Annotated in this window: 16 protein-coding genes; 4 read left to right on the top strand and 12 right to left on the bottom strand. The window is 64.7% G+C overall.

The genetic code is table 11. The annotated features are described in order from the left end of the window. Positions 1-142: 142 nt before the first annotated feature. The 5 genes from GSQ83_RS15825 to ubiG form a co-directional block, all read right to left on the bottom strand. Positions 143-1,582, bottom strand: a complete 1,440-nt coding sequence (locus tag GSQ83_RS15825) for an extracellular solute-binding protein (protein ID WP_158803839.1) — start codon at positions 1,580-1,582, stop codon at positions 143-145. Between the two features lie 116 nt (positions 1,583-1,698). Beyond that, the gene (locus GSQ83_RS15820; protein WP_216850226.1) at positions 1,699-2,805 is read right to left on the bottom strand and encodes an alcohol dehydrogenase catalytic domain-containing protein; all 1,107 of its coding nucleotides are present in this window, start codon (positions 2,803-2,805) and stop codon (positions 1,699-1,701) included. A 12-nt stretch (positions 2,806-2,817) separates the two neighbouring features. Beyond that, positions 2,818-3,477 carry a dihydroxyacetone kinase subunit DhaL gene (gene dhaL / locus GSQ83_RS15815; protein WP_158803838.1) on the bottom strand — a complete coding sequence of 220 codons (660 nt, stop codon included), beginning with the start codon at positions 3,475-3,477 and terminating at the stop codon, positions 2,818-2,820. Positions 3,478-3,482: 5 nt separating this feature from the next. Next, positions 3,483-4,484, bottom strand: coding sequence for a dihydroxyacetone kinase subunit DhaK (locus GSQ83_RS15810; RefSeq protein ID WP_158803837.1), 1,002 nt, complete (start codon positions 4,482-4,484; stop codon positions 3,483-3,485). A gap of 175 nt (positions 4,485-4,659) precedes the next feature. After that, positions 4,660-5,367: a bifunctional 2-polyprenyl-6-hydroxyphenol methylase/3-demethylubiquinol 3-O-methyltransferase UbiG gene (ubiG, locus tag GSQ83_RS15805; protein WP_158803836.1), complete on the bottom strand. Its 708-nt coding sequence runs from the start codon at positions 5,365-5,367 to the stop codon at positions 4,660-4,662. A 150-nt stretch (positions 5,368-5,517) separates the two neighbouring features. Here ubiG and GSQ83_RS15800 point away from each other — a divergent pair, with 150 nt between their 5' ends. Genes GSQ83_RS15800 through GSQ83_RS15790 form a run of 3 tightly spaced genes read left to right on the top strand, consistent with a single transcriptional unit; the run spans position 5,518 to position 10,097 of the window. After that, complete coding sequence (locus GSQ83_RS15800) at positions 5,518-6,735, top strand: aspartate kinase (protein ID WP_158803835.1); 1,218 nt, start codon at positions 5,518-5,520, stop codon at positions 6,733-6,735. Beyond that, positions 6,725-7,810: a nitronate monooxygenase family protein gene (locus GSQ83_RS15795; protein WP_158803834.1), complete on the top strand. Its 1,086-nt coding sequence runs from the start codon at positions 6,725-6,727 to the stop codon at positions 7,808-7,810. Before GSQ83_RS15800 ends, GSQ83_RS15795 begins: the two co-directional genes overlap by 11 nt. Beyond that, positions 7,788-10,097 (top strand): putative PEP-binding protein, encoded by a 2,310-nt coding sequence (locus tag GSQ83_RS15790; RefSeq protein ID WP_158803833.1) that lies wholly within the window; start codon positions 7,788-7,790, stop codon positions 10,095-10,097. Before GSQ83_RS15795 ends, GSQ83_RS15790 begins: the two co-directional genes overlap by 23 nt. Before the next feature lie 106 nt (positions 10,098-10,203). On the opposite strand, the gene GSQ83_RS15785 is transcribed toward GSQ83_RS15790, so the two are convergent. From GSQ83_RS15785 to GSQ83_RS15755, 7 genes are read right to left on the bottom strand one after another with little or no spacing between them, the layout of a single operon-like run. Further along, a complete protein-coding gene (locus tag GSQ83_RS15785) occupies positions 10,204-10,701 on the bottom strand; it encodes a DUF1178 family protein (protein WP_158803832.1) in 498 nt (165 codons plus the stop codon). Between the two features lie 16 nt (positions 10,702-10,717). Further along, entirely contained in the window at positions 10,718-11,569 is an 852-nt protein-coding gene (locus GSQ83_RS15780) for a ParB/RepB/Spo0J family partition protein (protein WP_158803831.1), read from the bottom strand. Then, positions 11,566-12,462 carry a ParA family protein gene (locus GSQ83_RS15775; RefSeq protein WP_158803830.1) on the bottom strand — a complete coding sequence of 299 codons (897 nt, stop codon included), beginning with the start codon at positions 12,460-12,462 and terminating at the stop codon, positions 11,566-11,568. The genes GSQ83_RS15780 and GSQ83_RS15775 overlap by 4 nt, the downstream gene beginning before the upstream one ends. Then, entirely contained in the window at positions 12,459-13,070 is a 612-nt protein-coding gene (gene rsmG / locus GSQ83_RS15770) for a 16S rRNA (guanine(527)-N(7))-methyltransferase RsmG (protein ID WP_254065723.1), read from the bottom strand. Before rsmG ends, GSQ83_RS15775 begins: the two co-directional genes overlap by 4 nt. Next, complete coding sequence (mnmG, locus tag GSQ83_RS15765) at positions 13,060-14,979, bottom strand: tRNA uridine-5-carboxymethylaminomethyl(34) synthesis enzyme MnmG (RefSeq protein ID WP_158803829.1); 1,920 nt, start codon at positions 14,977-14,979, stop codon at positions 13,060-13,062. The genes rsmG and mnmG overlap by 11 nt, the downstream gene beginning before the upstream one ends. Before the next feature lie 32 nt (positions 14,980-15,011). Beyond that, a complete protein-coding gene (gene mnmE, locus GSQ83_RS15760; protein WP_158803828.1) occupies positions 15,012-16,325 on the bottom strand; it encodes a tRNA uridine-5-carboxymethylaminomethyl(34) synthesis GTPase MnmE in 1,314 nt (437 codons plus the stop codon). A 13-nt stretch (positions 16,326-16,338) separates the two neighbouring features. Next, positions 16,339-16,683, bottom strand: a complete 345-nt coding sequence (locus tag GSQ83_RS15755) for a ferredoxin (RefSeq protein WP_158803827.1) — start codon at positions 16,681-16,683, stop codon at positions 16,339-16,341. Positions 16,684-16,774: 91 nt separating this feature from the next. Between GSQ83_RS15755 and GSQ83_RS15750 the strand changes: the two genes are divergently transcribed. Continuing rightward, the coding region (locus GSQ83_RS15750; RefSeq protein ID WP_158803826.1) for a thioredoxin domain-containing protein at positions 16,775-18,840 on the top strand (2,066 nt) is incomplete at its 3' end.

Genomic DNA, 18,840 nt, shown 5'->3' with positions numbered 1-18,840 from the left:
TTTCGGCCATCCGGCCTCGGTTCTCTCGGGTCCACATCCCGAGCTTGAATCATCCCTCCCCGAGCCGCCACAAGCATTTTCAAACGGTCTCTGAGAAAGTAACGCGAAGGGGCCCGCGACCGCGGACCCCTTCCCAGGCGTATCAGTTGGTAATGCCGGCGTCGCTCAGCTGCTGAGTGATATTGGCGGCGAGCTGGTCGAGACCATCATCCACCGAGACCTGCCCGGCATACATCTTCTGCAGCGCCGCCGCCCAATCGGTCGTGACGTTGAAGAACAAAGGCTGCGGCGTGAAGTAAATCTTGGCGCCCGGCGCGGCACCCTGGAATTCCTCCAGGAAGCCCGGATAGGTCGCCTTGAGCCGCGACTGGAAATCGGGGTCTTTCCACACCGACTGCCGCACCGGATCGACCTGATTGGCTTTGGTCGCGCCGAAAGTCAGCTGCTCGGTACCGCTGGCCCACTGCATGAAGCGCCAGCTCGCATCGCGCTTCTGCGAAAATGCGCTCATCGCCAGCGACCAGATCCAGATGTTGGGCGTCGGCGCCTTGGCATCGGGGTTTGGCGTGAAGGCCTCGTAGCCGATATGGCCAGCTTCCTTGGTGCCCGTCTGCTGGAAGAAGCCGATGATATCGGCGTCATAGATCATGCCCGAGGTGCCCGACCCGAGGTCATTGGCGACTTCGTACCAGGTGTACTGCGTCCAGTTTTTCGGGCCTGCCTTGTGCAGCATATCGACCCACTGCTTGGTGAAGTCCTTGCCTTCCTTGCTGTTCATGGTCGGCTTCAGCGTGCCGCCATCGGTCGAGAAATCATGCCCGCCGTAATTCGTGAAGCCCGAGAGGTAGCCCGCGTGAATCGTCGCCCAGCTGCGGCTGCCGCGGGTGCCCACGCCATAGACGCCGGGCACGTTCTTGGAGATCTGCGCACCCTTCTCGATCATATCGGGCAGGTTTTTCGGCGGATCGATCTTCTGAGCGTCGAAAATCTGCTTGTTGTAGCTGACGTCGTTGATCTCGAAGCCCCAGGGCAGTGCCCACTGCTTCGCATTGGCGGTGCCGAGCGGCTCGCCAGGCTTGCCGCTCCACGCAGTCGAACTGCGCAGGTTCGGCAGGATGTCTTCCCAATCGTAATTGGGCGCCATCTTGCTGGAGTCCTTGATGAATTCGTTCAGATCCACCAGCCAGCCAGCCGGGCCATACTGCCAGGTCTGGTAAGCACCCGTCATGAACACGTCATACTGCGTCGATTTGCTCGAAAGCGCGGCGGTGACCTTGTCGAAATACACATCCTCCGGGAAGATATCGTAGGTGACCTTGAGGCCCGTCATCTCCTCGAAATGCTTGAGGTTCTGCAGCATGGCATCCGCATAGGGATGCTTGTTGAGCAGCAGCCGCAGCGTCTGGCCCTTATTGGCCATCCAGTCGTAATCGGCGGCGAGCGCCCGGCTCTGCATCGCGTTCAGCAGCGAACCCGTCGCGGCCGCACCCAGGCCAAGCTTGGCTGCGCGATCGAAAAGCTCGCGCCGCCCCAGGCCCTGCCGCACGAAAGCATCGAACAGGCTTTTTTCTTTATTACTCATCTACATTCTTCCCATTTGCTTTTTTGAATTGACGCACGGAACCGCGCGCCTTTGCGACAGAGCAAGACGGCAGGCGCAACAACCAGGCCGAGCGTCGCCGCCCGGCCTGCGAAACTTCAGGACGGAATCAGAATCGTCTTGATCGACTTCTCGCCCTTCTTCATGAGGTCGAAGCCTTTCTGGAAATCCTTTAGCGGCAGCGTATGCGTCACCACCCCTTCGGTCGGCAGACGCCCATCCGCGATTGCGGCAATCGTGAACGGATAGCAATAGGGCCCAAGATGAGCGCCATAGATATCGAGGTGCTTGCGGTCGCCGATGATGCTCCAATCGGCCGTCACCTCTTCGCCAAACACGCTGAACTCGACGAAGCGGCCGAGCTTGCGGATCATCTGAAGTCCCTGGCGCACGCTGGAAGGATGGCCCGTCGCCTCGATATAGACATCGCAGCCATAGCCGCCGGTCATCTCCTTGACTTTTGCGACGACATCCACTTCCAGCGGATTCATCACGATATCCGCGCCGAATTTCTTGGCGATATCCAGCCGGTCCTGCTTGGTATCCAGCACCACCAGCGTAGTCGGGTTCTTCAGCCGCGCCGCGCCGACCATACCGAGCCCTAAAGTCCCGGCCCCGGCCAGAACCACGAAATCATCGAGCTCGATCTTGGCGCGGTTCACGGCATGGACCGAACAGGCGAAGGGCTCGATGAGAGCGGCGGCATCCAGCGCCATGCCCTCGGGCACGTGATAGGTGCGGGAGGTTTTCGGGAACCGCATGTAGCGCGCCATGGCGCCGTTGACGTTGTTCTGGAAGCCGTAGAGGTCATGGACCTCGCACATCCAGTATTCGCCATGCAGGCAGTAGCGGCATTTTTCGCAGGGAACGATCTGCTCGGAGATCAGCCGGTCGCCGACCTTGAAGCGGCCTTCACGCTCGATATTGGCACCGACCTCGACCGCGCGGCCGAGAAATTCATGGCCCGGAATCATCGGCGCCTTGACATAGACCGGCTGGCCCTTGTCGTCGCCCCAGAACGATGGCGCGCCCTGGAAGCATTTGATGTCGCCCGCGCAGATGCCGACCGCCTCGACCTCGATGATGATGTCGTCAGGACCGGCGCGCGGCACTTCGACTTTCTCGAAGCGATAGTCGCCGGGGGCATAGGCAACGACTGCGTCCATCATCGCGGGCAGATCGTTGCGGCGTGTCGTGTCGCTCATGGAGCTCGTCCCTTATGCCTGGGGTTGCGACGTGAGGCGGGCGATCAGCCCGTCCGCCAGCGTCGACAAAATCATTTCGCAGGAAGCCGCGCCGGCATCGAGGGTGCCGCGAGAGCGCTCCCCCAGCCGGCTGGCGCGGCCGACCTTGGCGACCATCCCGCGCGTCGCCTCCAGCCCCTCGGCCGCCGCCTTCTTCATCGCCTCAAGCGACTGAATGAAGCTCTGGCCGCCGCTTTGCGCCGCATCGAAAGCCTGTTGCGCCGGCACGATGACATCGACCAGCGTCTTGTCGCCGGGCTTGGCCTCGCCCAGGCCCTGCACCGCGTCGAGCCCGGCCTTCAGCATGGCCGAGAAACGCGGCCCGTCCACCACATCGCTGCCGTTCAAAGCCTCGGCCATGTCGGTGAAGAACGTGCCATACAGCGGCCCCATGGAGCCGCCGATATCGCTCAGCAGCGTGTCGCCGAGCGCTTCCAGACCCTCCGGCAGGGTGAACCCGGGCTTCGCCTGCAAGCGCTCGCCCGCCATGCGGAAGCCTTTGCCCATGTTCACGCCATGGTCGCCATCGCCGGTCTGGCCGTCGATCTCGCTGAGGCGGCCCTGTTCGCGCACGATGATCGCCGTGAGGTCGAACAGGATCGGCCCCGCGTCCTTCAGCGTTACAGAGTCCATGTCCTTCATCCCGTCACCGTCAGGCCGATCGACCGCGCCGGCTTGGCGAGCAGCCGGTCCAGCTCGCTATCGAGACGGGTCACAGTGATCGAGGCGCCCATCATCTCCAGCGAGGTGAAGTAGTTGCCGACGTAGCGATGACGAATGCCGATGCCGCGTGCCTTCAGCATCTCGTCGATATGGCCGTAGAGGAGATAGAGCTCCATCACCGGCGTCGCGCCAAGGCCGGACACCAGCACGGCAACATCATCGCCACGCCCGAAACTCAGATCCTCAATGATCTTGTCGAGCATAAGCTCTGCCATCTCGCGCGCCGGCTTGACCGGAAGCACAGCGACGCCAGGCTCACCGTGATGGCCGATGCCGACTTCCATCATGCCGGGCTCGATAGTGAAATTGGGCTTGCCCGCGGCCGGGATGGTGCAGGCGGAGAGCCCGATGCCGATGCTGCCGGTATTGTCGATCGCCTTCTGCGCCACCGCGATGACCTGGGCCAGATCGCCACCCTCATCGGCGAGGCCGCCAGCGGCCTTCCACATCATGACCTCACCCGCCACGCCGCGCCGCTTCTCCTTCTCCGCCCGCGCGGCGGAAGCCACATCGTCATTGGCGACGACAGTGCGAACCTCGACGCCATCCTTGGCGGCGAGCTTCACCGCCATCTTCACATTCATGTTGTCGCCGGCGTAGTTGCCATAGAGGCAGGCCACGCCCGCCCCCGCATCGGCCGCCTTGAACGCCGCGTGGAAGCTCTTGGCGGTGGGCGAGGCGAAGATCTCGCCGCAGGCGACCGCATCGCACAGCCCGGCACCGACGAAGCCCAGGAAGGCAGGCTCATGGCCCGAGCCGCCGCCCGTCACAATGCCAACCTTGCCCGTCCCCCGCCGATGTGTCGCGCGGAGAACGCGGGGATTGTCGGTTTTCTCGAGGATCTCGGGGAAAGCCGCGACCACGCCATGGATGGCTTCATCGGCCACCTGCTCGGGGTCGTTAATGATTCGGTTCACGCCACGATCCTTGTTGCGTTTGAGACTATGCTTGGCATGCGTTTTCCCCTGGCAGACAGATCGTGGATTTTGTCTGACTCTCCCGCGCTGGTTCGGGCTGTGTCAATCGCTCGGGGCAATTTAGACGGAAACCGCGCTGCGCGCGTCCTGTGCGGCTCGCAAAGCCGCGTGAGGTCTATTTCGCGGCCGCCATTATGTAATTGACGGACAGATCCCGGCTTTCGCGCCATCGGCCGCGCATCGGGTCGAAGCTCAGCCCGGCGCTATCGGTAACGCGCAGCCCCGCCGTGTGAAGCATGGCCGCCAAGCGCTTAGGCGGGACGAAACGCCGCCAGTCATGCGTGCCGCGCGGGAGCAGCCTCACGACGTATTCCGCGCCGATCTTGGCGGTGAGCAGCGCGCGCAGGCTGCGGTTCATCGTGGAAACGAAAAGAAGGCCGCCCGGAACTACAAGGTCCGCAAGCGCCGCGACGAAGGCCTCAGCGTCCGGCACATGCTCGATCACCTCCAGCGCCGTGACGACGGGAAAGCGCTGCCCCTCCGCCACCAGTTCCTCGACGCGCCCGAGGCGGTAACTCAGAGGCAGGTCCCGTCCCTCGGCATGGGCTTGTGCCGCGGCGATGGCGGCGGGTGCCGCATCCAGGCCGAGCACCGGAATGCCCTTCGCCGCCAAGGCCTCCGCCAATAAGCCCGCGCCGCAGCCAACATCGAGCAACGTGCCGGGCACCATGCCATGGCGGTTTACGCGATCCACGATCCAGGTTGCGCGAAGAGGGTTCATTTCGTGTAATGCGCGCATTGGCCCCCGAGGGGCCCACCATTCGGCCGCTAATTTGTCAAACTGCGCGATTTCCGTCTCAGAAATCGTACCGCTCTCTTGCATGATTGCTCCCGTCCGGCCGCGCGGCTATGTGTGCCGCCGCAAGGCCGCCGCGCTGCGGCGCTGGCGGTATCTTAAGCGTGCCCGTGGCACGGCGGCTAGATCTCGCATCGCTCAAGCAAACTGGCATGGGCGCACATCCTGGAAGGACTTATGGCCCGCATCGTCATGAAGTTCGGCGGTACCTCCGTCGCCGATCTCGACCGTATCCGCAACGTCGCCCGCCGGGTGCAGCGCGAGGTCGAGGCCGGTCATCAGGTCGCCGTCGTGGTCTCCGCTATGTCGGGCACCACAAACCAGCTCGTCTCCTGGTGCCAAAGCCTGTCGCCGCTGCACGACGCGCGGGAATACGACGTCGTTCTCGCGACGGGCGAGCAGATCACCACGGGCTTGCTCGCCATCGCCTTGCAGGATCTCGGCGTCGAGGCACGGTCCTGGGCCGGGTGGCAGGTGCCAATCCAGACGGATGGCGCGCATGGCAAGGCGCGCATCGCGTCAATCGACGGCGCCGAGCTTATCCGCCGCATGGGTCTCGGCCAGGTTGCCGTGGTCGCGGGGTTCCAGGGTCTCGGCCCTGACCATCGCATAACGACATTGGGCCGTGGCGGATCGGACACATCGGCGGTCGCATTGGCCGCGGCGCTGGGCGCGGATCGCTGCGACATCTATACGGATGTTGACGGCGTCTATACCACCGACCCGCGCATCGTCGCCAAGGCGCGGAAACTGTCACGCATCTCCTACGAGGAAATGCTCGAACTCGCTTCTGTCGGCGCCAAGGTTTTGCAGACACGCAGCGTGGAACTTGCGATGAAGGAAAAGGTGCGGGTCCAGGTCCTGTCGAGTTTCGAGGATCGTCCGGGCACGCTGGTCGTTGACGAGGAAGAGATCGTGGAGAAGGAAGTCGTTACCGGGATTGCCTATTCGCGCGACGAGGCGAAGCTGACGGTACGCCGGGTTCCGGATCGTCCGGGCATCGCCGCCGCGGTATTCGGCGCGCTCGCTTCGGCCAACGTCAATGTCGATATGATCGTGCAGAACGTCGCGGAAGATGGCACGACGGACATGACCTTTACCGTCGGCCGCTCGGATTTGCCGCGCGCTCAGGAGGCGTTGTCTCACGCACGGCAGGAGATCGGCTATTGGGAGATCTTGGCTGATACAAACGTCGCTAAGATCAGCGTCGTCGGCATCGGCATGCGCAGCCATGCGGGTATCGCGAGCCGGATGTTCAAGACGCTGGCGGAGAAGGGGATCAATATCCAAGTCATTTCCACAAGCGAAATAAAGGTAAGTATTCTGATCGCGGCTGACTACACGGAACTCGCGGTGCGCTCGCTGCATACGGCGTATGGTCTCGATGCCGCCTGATCTCCCCGTCCTGGACGCCGCCGTCACGCCGGTGCTGAACGAGGCCGGGCCCGCATTGTCGCCGGCGCTGGCGTCTCTGTGCAGCCGCGGCGCGGCTTTCCTTGGCACGCGTTATGCCATCATGGGCGGCGCGATGAGCTGGGTCAGCGAGCGCAACCTGGTCTCCGCGATCTCGAATGCCGGCGGCTTCGGTGTGATCGCTTGCGGCTCGATGCCACCCGCTTTGCTCGAACAAGAAATCGCAGCGACGCAGGCGCTGACGGACAAGCCTTTTGGCGTGAACCTCATCACCATGCATCCGGCGCTGGACGATCTCATCGCTGTCTGCATCCGCGCCGGTGTCGGTCATGTCGTGCTGGCGGGCGGTGTGCCGAGCGGTGGCGCGGTGCGGACGGTGAAGGATGGCGGCGCCAGGCTGATCTGCTTCGCCCCGGCCTTGGTCCTCGCCAAGCGCCTCGTACGCCTCGGTGCGGATGCGCTGGTGATCGAGGGCTCCGAGGCGGGCGGGCATATCGGCCCGGTCTCGCTCATGGTCCTGGCGCAGGAGATCTTACCGGAGATCACCCAGGTGCCGGTCTTCGTCGCCGGGGGCCTCTGCCGAGGCGACGCGATCGTTGGCCTTCTGCAAATGGGCGCGGCGGGTGCCCAGCTCGGCACGCTTTTCGCCGCAACGCATGAGAGCATCGCTCACCCGCGCTTCAAGAAGGCGTTCTTCGGGGCGAATGCACGGGATGCGCTACCCTCCGTGCAGCTCGATGAGCGCTTTCCGGTGATCCCTGTGCGGGGCCTCGTCAATGCGGGAACACGGCGCTTCATGGCGCATCAGGCGGACACCTCGCGGCGTTTTCAGGCGGGGGAAACAACCCGCGAGGAAGCGCAGCTTTCGATCGAACATTTCTGGGCCGGCGCCCTCCGCCGCGCGGTGATCGACGGCGATATCGACGAAGGTTCCGTCATGGCCGGCCAATCCGTGGGGCTCGTTCGCGAGGAACTGCCAGTCGCCGAGGTGATTGCGCGCCTATTGGCCCAAGCCGAGTTTGTGCTGGCCGGACATGGACAACGCAACGCGGTCTGATACTGCCATCACCGCATCGCGCAGGTTATTCGCGCGGCTGCGGGAGAGCCTGGCCCAGGGCACCACGCCCTTGCCGAAGCTCGTCGCCCTCGTGGCCGTCGAAATGGCCTGCGAGGTTTGCTCGCTCTATGTGATCCGGCCGGGAGAACTCCTCGAACTCGCCGCCACCTACGGCCTGGAGCCGGGGTCCGTAGGCCGCACCAGGATGCGGGTCGGCGAGGGTATCGTCGGCCTTGTCGCCGCCATGGGCAGCGCGCTCAATCTCACCGACGCGCGCGAGCATCACGCTTTCGCGCACCGCCCGGAGACGGGCGAGGAGGCATTTGCCTCGCTGGTGGCGCTCCCCATACGGCGATCCGGCCATATCATCGGCGTGCTGACTATCCAAAGCCGCTTGCAGCGCGAATTCACCGATTTGGAGATGGAGGCGCTGGAGACGGTCGCCATGCTGCTGGCCGAGATGCTGGCGGCGCAGGGTGCGATCGAGATTCGGGGCGAGGGGTTCGGCGATGCCTTGCCTCGGCGGTTCCAGGGTCTCGCGCTGGCGGATGGCGTCGTCATCGGAGCTGTGGTGCGGCTCGACGCCTATCTGTCGAAGCGCCAATTGCTGGCCGCCGATCCAGCCGAAGAGCAATTGCGCCTGATTGCCGCCAGCGAACGCGTGCAGAGTGGTCTCGACGAGCTGATCGGCAGCGCGACTGATGGCCACGCCAACGACATTCTCGCCGCCTATCGCCTCATCGCCATGGATGGCGGCTGGCTCAAGCGGGTCGCGGCGCTGATCGACACCGGCCTTTCGGCCGAGGCGGCGGTTATGCGGATCATGACTGAGCTGCGCGACCGCATGCGCCGCATCGCCGATCCGTACCTGCGGGAGCGGCTTGTCGATATCGAGGATCTCGGCAATCGCCTCATGACGCAACTCGGCCTGGTGGATGGCGGGGTAGAGCGGAATGCCAATCGCGGCGATGTCGTGGGGGCAATTCTCGTCGCCCGCCGGCTGGGACCGGCCGAACTGCTCGACTGGCATCGCCGCGGCATTGCCGCTTTCGTGCTGGAGGAGGGCAGCGCCGCGGGCCATGCGGCGATCCTCGCGCGTTCCATGGGGTTACCGGCGCTGTCCGATGTGCGGGGCGTCATGGACGCGGCGCGCGATGGGGATGATGCGATCCTCGATACCGAGGAGGGGCTCTTCATCCTGCGTCCTGAGGATTCGGTTCGGCAGGCTTATGCGAGTGCCGTATCCGCCACCCGCTCGGGCGAGGTGGGGTCAGCCGCACTCGTGCAGAAGCCAACGGTCACCAAGGACGGGGTGGCGTTGTCCCTGCTGCTCAATCTGGGGCTGCCCTTGGAACTGCCCCAGATTGAAGCGACGGGTGCCGCCGGCATTGGCCTCTACCGCACCGAGATCGCTCAATTGGCGCAGAGTCAGCCAAGCCAGTCGCGGTCCAGCGGTGAGGCGTCAGGCATGGAACTGCCGAGCGAGCGCTCTTTCCGCAACCAGATAGCTGAATACAGCCGCGTGCTTGATCACATGGGCGATCGTCCGGTGCTGTTCAGAACCCTCGACCTTGGTGGGGACAAGCTCCTGGCCGGCGCCGATGTACCGACGAGCGAAAATCCGGCCATGGGCTGGCGGTCGTTGCGCGTCGGCCTCGACCGGCCCTCTACAATGCGACGCCAGCTTCGAGCGCTAATCAAGGCGGCCCAGGGACGTCCGCTCTCCATCATGTTTCCGATGGTCGCGACGATCAGCGAGTTCCGCGCAGCACGGTCATTGCTGGACGCTGAATTGGCGCGGGCGAGCGTAGTGCCCGCGCGCATTTCGGCTGGAACGATGCTGGAGATCCCAGCCCTGCTCTGGCAGCTTCCAGCTTTAATGCGCGAGGCCGATTTCGTCTCGGTCGGATCGAACGACCTGCTGCAATTCCTCTTCGCCGCCGATCGCGGCACGCCCAATCTCGCGGGGCGCTACGACCTCATCTCCGAGCCGGTGCTCGATGTATTGGAGTCGATTGTGCAGGCCGCCTCGGCCGCGGGCGTGCCTTTATCCTTCTGCGGCGAGGCCGCGGGACGCCCGATGGATGCATTGGTTTTGGCGGCAATCGGTTTCCGCACGCTCTCGATGGCGCCGTCCTCGCTGTTGCGGGTGAAGGCCACACTGCGCCGCGCCGACCTGCGAGCTTTCACCTCCGTCTTGCAGGCGATTCGTGACCGGCATGCAGGCGCCGCAAGTCTGCGCGAGCCATTGGCGAGCTGGGCGCGCGAAAAAGGAATAACGGTCTAGAGCATCATCTGCTCGACCTTGCTCTTCGGTCGGGTAGAAGATGCTCGCCAAAAATAGAGAGCTAGAGCTTCTTCCGAACCACTTCCATTGTTAAAAGCTCCAGCCTTCAGCTATCCGCTCGCTCGACCCAGGGGAGGCTGGCAAAAGCGATTCCCTCTTCGGCCAAAGATTCCCGTTCGTCCGACGTTGCCTCACCATAAATCGCGCGGGGTGGCGTCTCTCCAGACTGAATGCGTCGCGCCTCGGAAGCAAAACCTGGGCCGACATAGTCGAATTTGGTTTCGATCTCACGACGCATCCGCTGCAGTGCCGCCCGCATTTCGTCCGGCATCCGGCCTTCCGGCAAGGCAACGGGCTGTGAGGTCGGGTGCACGGGTTCATTCGCTGGTGTCACGGCCGAGCCTGGCTCTCTGGACGGAGGTGCCGCAGGCCGCGCTGCCTTGTTAGCGAGGGCAGGCGACATCAGTGCTCGTGTAATCCCTGTATCGCCGCAGTTCGGGCAGGCGACCAAGCCGGTCGCCGCCTGAGTTTCAAAGCCCGCGCTGCTATTGAACCAGCCGTCGAACCGGTGATTGTTGGGGCACTGCAAAGCGTAGTGGATCACGATATCTCCGGGCGACTCAGACGCGGGTCAGCAGCAGGACGATGCCTTCCAGCTGCTCCAGAGTATCGTAGCGGAGTGCGATGCTGCCACCCCTTCCACGCCGCCTGATATCGACCGCGAGTCCGAGCTTTTCGGTCAGATCGCGTTCGAGCGAGAGCGTATCCGGATCTTTGGGACGTGGTTCGCCTGCGGGTGTCGGGTCCTTGCGGCTGCTCAGCGCCTCGGTCTGCCGCACGTTGAGGCCCTGGGCGATCACCGCGAGGGTTGCTCGCGCCGGATCCGGGTGGAGAAGAAGCGCCCGCGCATGACCAGCGCTGATCGTGCCACGCCGCAACTCATGATGCACCGGCGCTGGAAGCTTGAGGAGCCGCAAGGTATTGGCGACATGGCTGCGCGACTTCCCCACGCGATCCGCCACGACCTCCTGGGTAAGGGCGAAATCCTCGACGAGCCGGCGGTAGCCTTCCGCCTCGTCGATCGGGTTAAGATTCTCGCGCTGCAAGTTCTCGACGAGAGCGGCCGTCATCGCTTCACGATCGTCGAGGGCGAGCACGAGGGCGGGAATTTCGTGCAATCCTGCCTGTTGCGCGGCACGCCAGCGTCTTTCCCCCGCGATGATCTGGAACTTGCCGTCCTCGCCAGGGGTCGGACGGGCCAGGACCGGTTGTAGCACGCCTTGTTCGCGGATGGACGCCGCGAGTTCGGCGAGTTCGGCGGGATCGATCTGCCGGCGTGGCTGGAAAGGCCCGGGCGCCAGAAGGTCGATGGGGATGACCTGGATGACGCTGTCCGGCGCCGACGCCGCGCTGTCGCCCATCAGCATGGCGAGGCCTCGTCCAAGGCGAGGGGCTTCACGGCGTCTATTCATGGCCGGACTCGATCACGAGGCTTCTCCTGGGTCATCTCCAGCCGTTCCGCAAGTTCCGCGGCGAGCCGTATATAGGCCTGGGCACCGGGGGACCTGAGATCATAGAGCAGCACCGGCTTGCCATGGCTCGGTGCCTCGGACACCCGGACATTCCTTGGAATCATGGTCTCATAGACCTGTTTCCCAAAGAACCGGCGAACATCCTGCGCCACGAGTTCCGAGAGATTGTTACGGCGGTCGAACATCGTCAGCACGATGCCGAGGAGCTCGAGTTGCGGGTTGAGCCGCCGCCGCACCCCCTCAATTGTCTGGGTGATCTGGCTAACGCCTTCGAGGGCGAAGAACTCGCATTGCAGTGGGATCAGGACGTGACGCGCGGCGACGAGCGCGTTCAAGGTGAGGAGGCCGAGGCTAGGGGGGCAATCGATGATCACGTAGTCGGTAAAGGGCCTCTCCTCTGCCGCCAAGGCCTTCTGAAGCCGCTTTTCGCGATAGTCGAGACCAACAAGAGCGATTTCCGCACCCGCGAGGTCGGCTTCGGCCGGCAAGAGCGAGAGCCCTGGCACGGCGGTCGGCACAAGCGCTTCCACAGCGGGGAGGCCCTCGGCGAGCACCGCGAAGATGCCGCGGCGGCGCGCGGCTTGGTCCAAGCCAAGACCTGTCGAGGCATTCCCCTGGGGGTCGAGATCAACCAGCAGCACCGAACGGCCCCGCGCGGCCAGGGCTGTGGCAAGATTGATTGCCGTCGTCGTCTTGCCGACGCCGCCTTTCTGATTGGCGATGGCGATAACCCGCGTTTCTTGATGGGCCGGGGGAGTTTTTGTTTTCGCATCGGCTACGACCTCGGATCGGTCGGCCTCAATCAGGGCGCGCGCCCGCGCGGAAAGACTCATGCCCCACGCTCTTTCTTGGACCGCAGATCGGTGATCGCGAGTATCCTGCCCGAGGGATCAGTACGGCTCGGAAAACTTTGGACCGTCATGTGCCATGCGGCCTCGGCGGCTTGGATCTCCGCCTCGACGCCCGCGCCCTTCAGGAACAGGCATAGGCCTCCAGCGGCGAGGAGGGGGGCTGCGTAGCCACAAAGCTGGGGCAAGGCAGAGAGTGCGCGGGCGGTAACGAGCTCCGCGGGCGGGATGGCGAGACCTTCGATTCGCTCCGCATGCACGGTGGCATCGGCTCCGAGACGATGGATCGCCTCGCGGAGGAAGGCGGCCTTGCGTTGGTCAGCTTCCACTAGATCGACATGGAGACCCAATGCGACCGAGACAATGAGCCCGGGAAAGCCCGCGCCGGAGCCGAGATCGATGGCTCGTCTCACCTCAGGCGGCACGAAGGGAAGAAGTTGCAGAGAGTCCTCGACATGCCGCCGCCAAAGCTCCGGAATATCCCTGCGACTTACGAGTCGTATGGTATCGTTCCACCGCTCCACGAGATCGACGAGGGGCTCGATACGCGCGCGCAGTGAGGAGTCCGCCATCGGCACGCTATTATGTTTCACGTGAAACAACCGGGTCTGCGCGGCGCAACCCCGCCAGGATCGCCACCATGGCCGCGGGGGTTATACCTTGGATCCGTGAGGCGGCGCCAAGCGAAGCAGGCTGGGCCCGCACAAGCTTGTCGCGCATTTCCGCGGACAATCCACCAAGTGTCGCGAAATCTAGGCCGGGCGGGATCGCGACCGCCTCCTCCCTGCGGAAGCTATGGATTTCGGCCGATTGCCGCGCCAGATAGACCGCGTATCGCGCCTCAGTCTCGATCGTCGCGCGGATCCGGGGGCCGAGCGCCGCGATTTCCGGGAAGGCACGATCCAATGCTTCAGCAGGGAGGTCAGGATTGCCCATGATCTCGAAGAGGCTGCGCGCACGCCCGTCGGCCCGTACGGCGACACCGACCCTCGCCAACGCCGTTGGCGAGTGGATTTGCTGGCTCAGCATCGCCCTCGCCGCGTCGAGGGCCACCGCATAGCGGGCGAAGGCCGTTGCTCGCTCGGTCCCGAGGCAGCCCCAGGCCAGGGCTCTCCCCGTGAGGCGCAGATCCGCGTTATCCGCCCGCAAGCTCAACCGATATTCGGAGCGCGAGGTGAACATCCGATACGGCTCGGCGACGCCCTGGGTCGTCAGATCATCCACCATGACGCCGATATAAGCTACGGAGCGGTCGATCAGGATCGTATCTCCACCGCCCGCAAGTCGAGCCGCGTTGAGCCCGGCCAGCACCCCCTGTCCCGCCGCCTCTTCATAGCCGGTGGTGCCGTTGATTTGCCCCGCCAGGAACAGCCCGGGGAGCGCGCGGAGCTCCAGCGTTGGGTCAAGCGCCAAGGGGTCGACATAGTCATACTCAATGGCATAGCCAGGGCGCTGAATTTCGGCGCGTTCAAGACCGGGAATCGTCCGAAGCATTTCCTTCTGAACACTCTCGGGCAGGCTCGTCGATATCCCGTTGGGATAAACGGTTCCGCCATCCGGATTGCCCGGCAGCCCCTCAGGCTCAAGAAAAATCTGATGCCGCTCCCGATCGGGGAAGCGATGGATCTTATCCTCGACCGAGGGGCAGTAGCGCGGGCCACGACCTGACAAATGGCCGCCATAGACAGCAGATTCATGAAGATGTGCGCGGATTACCGCATGGGTCTCCGGCGTCGTACCCGTCACCCGACAGCTGATGAGCGTATTGGTGAGCGACAACGCCAGGCTGCTGAAGGGCTCTGGCGGGTCCTCGCTCCTATCCTCCGGCAGGCTCTCCCAATCAATGCTGGCCCGGCTCAACCGCGGAGGCGTGCCGGTCTTAAGGCGCCCAATCGGAAGACCCAGCCCGCGCAGCCGCTTGGCGAGCGGCAATACCGCGGCCTCGCCAACACGTCCCCCGGCGGCGTGTCTGGAGCCGATATGGATCATGCCGTTCAGGAAGGTGCCCGTGGTCAGCACCGCCGCTCCGCAGCGAAAGCAGCGGCCATCCGCCGTGACGATGCCCGCAATACGTCCATCGGAGGACAGGCTGAGATCAGCGACCTCCCCGGCCAGGATCGTCAATCCAGGCTGCGCCGCCAGCAGGCCACTCATCGCCTGGCGATAGACTGCCCGATCCATCTGGGCGCGCGGGCCGCGAACCGCCGGACCCTTGCTGCGATTGAGAACCTTGAAATGAATGCCCGCCATATCCGCCGCGCGCGCCATCAGCCCATCTAGCGCGTCGACCTCGCGCACCAGATGGCCCTTGCCGATGCCGCCTATCGCCGGGTTGCAGGAAAGCGCGCCGATCGTCTCGATGCGGTGGGTTAGCAGCAGCGTGCGCGCCCCCATGCGGGCCGCCGCCGCCGCCGCCTCGCAGCCGGCATGACCACCGCCCACGACGATCACGTCATAGCTCTCGCCTACTCCGGCGCGGGGGGAAGAGTCATCTTGTCGCATCGCGCGGTCTTAGCCCTCCGGAGACGGCGGCGCTACTTCCCGATGCAGAAGTTGCCAAAGATGCGGTCGAGAAGCTGCTCGACACCGATCTTTCCGGTCAAACCGCCGAATGCCAGGAGCGCGCCGCGCAAGTCTTCAGCACGTAGCTCCGGCGCGGTTTCCCTGAGAGCGGAGGACAGCCTCTCATGTGCCTCGGCGACCAGAAGCCGGTGTCGCTGCCTTGTCAGCGGCGCCGGCCCGGCGGAGGTCGTCATCGCACGCGCGATGCGTGCCAGCCGTTCGCGGAGTGCCGCCATGCCGTCGCCTGTCCGGGCGCTCACCGCAAGATCAATCGCGCCTGCTGCAACGGCGAGGTCGCTCTTCGTGCCAATCACGAGGCTTGCACCAGCCCCCTCTACTGCCAGCGGATTCTGTATCTCCAGCTCCGAAGCGGACGCTGTCAAAGGATCGATCAGCCGCAACACGAGGTCGGCGTCAGCGACCTTGACGCGCGCGCGCCTCACACCCTCCGCCTCAACTGGGTCCGAGGTCTCTCGCAACCCCGCCGTATCGATCAGGGTGACCGGCGCCTCACCAATCACCATCGAAACCTCGAGCACGTCACGCGTCGTCCCCGGGCTCGCGGCAACGATCGCTACCTCACGGCCGGCCAGCGCATTGACCAAGGTCGACTTCCCCGCATTGGGCGGGCCCTGCACCACGAAGACGAGACCTTCCCGCATCCTCTCGCCGGCCAGCGCCGTAGCGAGATGCTGCCCGGTCGCCTCACGCAATGCCTTGATTTCCCCCAGCAGTGCGGCCTCGACCTCCGGAGGCAGATCCTCGTCCGGGAAATCGATCAAAGCCTCCTGATGCGCGAGGATCGTCGCGAGCCGCTCCGACCAATCCGCGTAGATCAGACCAAGACCGCCCTCCAGCTGACGAAGCGCCTGGCGGCGTTGCCCGGCGGTCTCCGCTTCGACCAAATCACTGATCGCTTCAGCCTGTAGCAAATCGAGGCGCCCATTGAGGAAGGCGCGGCGGCTGAACTCGCCCGGTTCCGCGAAGGCTGCCCCAGCGGCGGCCAAAGAATCGGCAACGGCCTCGAGCACCGCGCGGCCGCCATGCAGATGCAGCTCTGCCGCATCCTCACCCGTATAGCTGTGCGGCCCCGGCATCCAGATGACCATCGCCCGGTCCAGCGTCTCGCCCGCCGCATCGCGTAACCGGCGCAGGCTCGCGCGCCGCGGCGGCGGCAGGCTGCCACCCAGCGCAGCGAGGATCTCGCCGGCGCCCGGCCCGCTTAGCCTTATTGCGGAAACGGCGGAGCGACCCGCCAGCGTCATTGGCGCGAAAATCGTCCGCATCGCGGCGTCCGGCTCAATCTGCTCTGCCCGGCAAGCGCAGCGCCTCTACCGGGTGACCAAGGATGAGATGCTGCTCGATGATGGCGTCGACATCCTCGCGCGTTTCGATGCGGTACCAGATCCCCGCCGGGTAGATCACAAGGCACGGCCCTTCTTCACAGCGATCCAGGCAACCCGCCAGATTCACACGGCTATGCGGGATCCCGGCTTCCTTGACCCTCGCCTTCATATAATCGCGCAGTTTCTCGGAGCCGCGGGCCGCACAGGAACCGCGATGATGACCCTCGGGTCGCCGATTGCAACAAACGAAAAGATGCGCCTCGAAGTAGGGCGTCGCCTCTTGGGCGGTCTCTGTCATGATCTCTCCTCGGGTGGCGCCGATCGCCTTGCCACCCTATCTCCACCGCCAGCAACAATGGGGCAAGACCGCCTCTTGGAGGGAACGCGCGATGACCACCAGCGAGAATCTCCTCCGGCACGAGACGTCCCCCTACCTCCTGCAGCACGCCGACAATCCGGTCGCCTGGCGCCCCTGGGGGGCCAAGGCTCTGGCGGAGGCGCGGGAGACCAACCGCCCGATCCTGCTCTCGATAGGCTATGCCGCCTGCCACTGGTGCCATGTCATGGCCCATGAAAGTTTCGAGAACCCGGAAATCGCGGCCTTGATGAACCGGCTGTTCGTCCCGGTGAAGGTGGATCGCGAAGAGCGGCCGGACATCGACGGTATTTACATGACGGCCTTGCATGCCCTCGGCGAACAGGGTGGCTGGCCGCTGACCATGTTCCTCACCCCCGAGGGCGATCCTTTCTGGGGCGGCACTTACTTCCCTCCAACGCCACGCTACGGCCGCCCTTCCTTCCCGCAAGTGCTGGAGGCCATCGCCGCCGCCTGGGCTGAAGGCGCCGAAGCGGTCACCAAGAATCGCCAGGGCCTGTCCCGCGCCTTGCAGAACAGCGTCGCGAGCGATCCTGGTGACGGCATCCCGCAGAGCCTCATCGACGACTCCGCGCATCGGCTTCTCGGCCTGGTGGATATGACGGGCGGAGGGATGCGCGGCGCGCCCAAATTCCCCAATCCGCCGATCTTCCGTTTCCTCTGGCAGAACGCCTTGCACCACGCCGCCCGAGACCCCGCTGTAGCTGCTGGTCGCCCGGCGCTTCACCTCCTGCTGCGGCGCATGGCCGATGGCGGCATCCACGACCACCTCGGCGGTGGCTTCGCGCGTTATTCGACCGATGCCGAATGGCTCGCGCCGCATTTTGAAAAGATGCTTTATGACAACGGTCAGCTCCTCGAATTGCTGGCACTCGCCGAGGCCGACCGTCCAGACCCTGCCTATCGCGAAGCCGCTGGGGGGATCGTCGCCTGGCTCACACGCGACATGGCCATCGCGGATGAGGCGGGAGGTCGCGCTTTCGCGGCTTCCGAGGATGCCGATTCCGAAGGCCATGAGGGTACCTTCTATGTCTGGCGCGAGGCTGAGATCGACGCGGCGCTTGGTGTGGCGAGCCCGATGCTGAAAGCTGTCTATGACGTCACCCCAGGCGGCAACTGGGAGGGCCACACAATCCTCCGCCGCCTGCGCGCCATTTCCGATCCCGTCGAGGCGGCCAGCCTCGCCGCATCCCGCAAAACCCTGTTCCGCCTCCGCGCCAGAAGGCCTCGGCCGGCACTCGACGACAAGGTTCTAACCGATTGGAACGCGCTCGCGATCACCGGCCTTTGCCGCGCCGCAAGGGTCTTCGACGAGCCCGACTGGCTGGACCTCGCCGAAGCCAGTTACGCCTTTCTCCAACGCCACATGAGGCAGTCCGATGGCCGATATCTCCATAGTTGGAGACAAAACCAACCGGGAGCTGCCGGACTTCTCGACGATCAGAGTGCCATGGCCGGTGCCGCGCTCGCGCTCTACCAGGCAGGTGGCGACGCACGGTTCCTGGAGGAAGCCGAAAACCTTGTCGCAGTCATCGACCGGTGGTTCGGCAGCGAGGATGGTTCGGTCTTCACCACGGCAGCGGATGCCACCGACCTGCCAGCGGCCGCGGGACGCCCCCGTGGTGCGCTAGACCAGGCGGTGCCCTCGGGGAGCGGTCTCTTCGCGGATGCGCTCGCCCGACTGTTCCACCTGACCGGCGAGCCTCGCTTTCGCGACCGCTGCGACCGCCTCATCCGTGCCTTCAGCGGCACGCCGGCGCGCTTCCCGAATATGCCGGGGCTGCTCCAGGCCGCCGACACTCTCGAACATGGCGGGCTCGTCGTCGTGACCGCGCGTGACCCGGCTGAGGCCGCGCCTTTCCTCATGGCCGCCGCGAAAACCGGCGATCCATCCCTTCTCGTTCTGCATATCTCGCCAAGTGACAAGCCTGGTCGCTCGCCGGACGCCGCCTCCGCCGCCCTGAAAGGCCGAAGCGTTCCGAGCGCGGTCCTGTGCCGAGGCGGCGTCTGCTCACTGCCGGTCGATACCGCCGCCGCTCTCGCTGCTCTGCTCCATCCGTCTACGCCCCGTGATGCCGC

Source organism: Acidisoma sp. L85 (genome assembly GCF_009765865.1).
Taxonomy (GTDB): Bacteria; Pseudomonadota; Alphaproteobacteria; order Acetobacterales; family Acetobacteraceae; genus Acidisoma.
The sequence above is the reverse complement of the archived record's forward strand: the minus strand, read 5'-3'. Positions and strand labels throughout refer to the sequence as shown.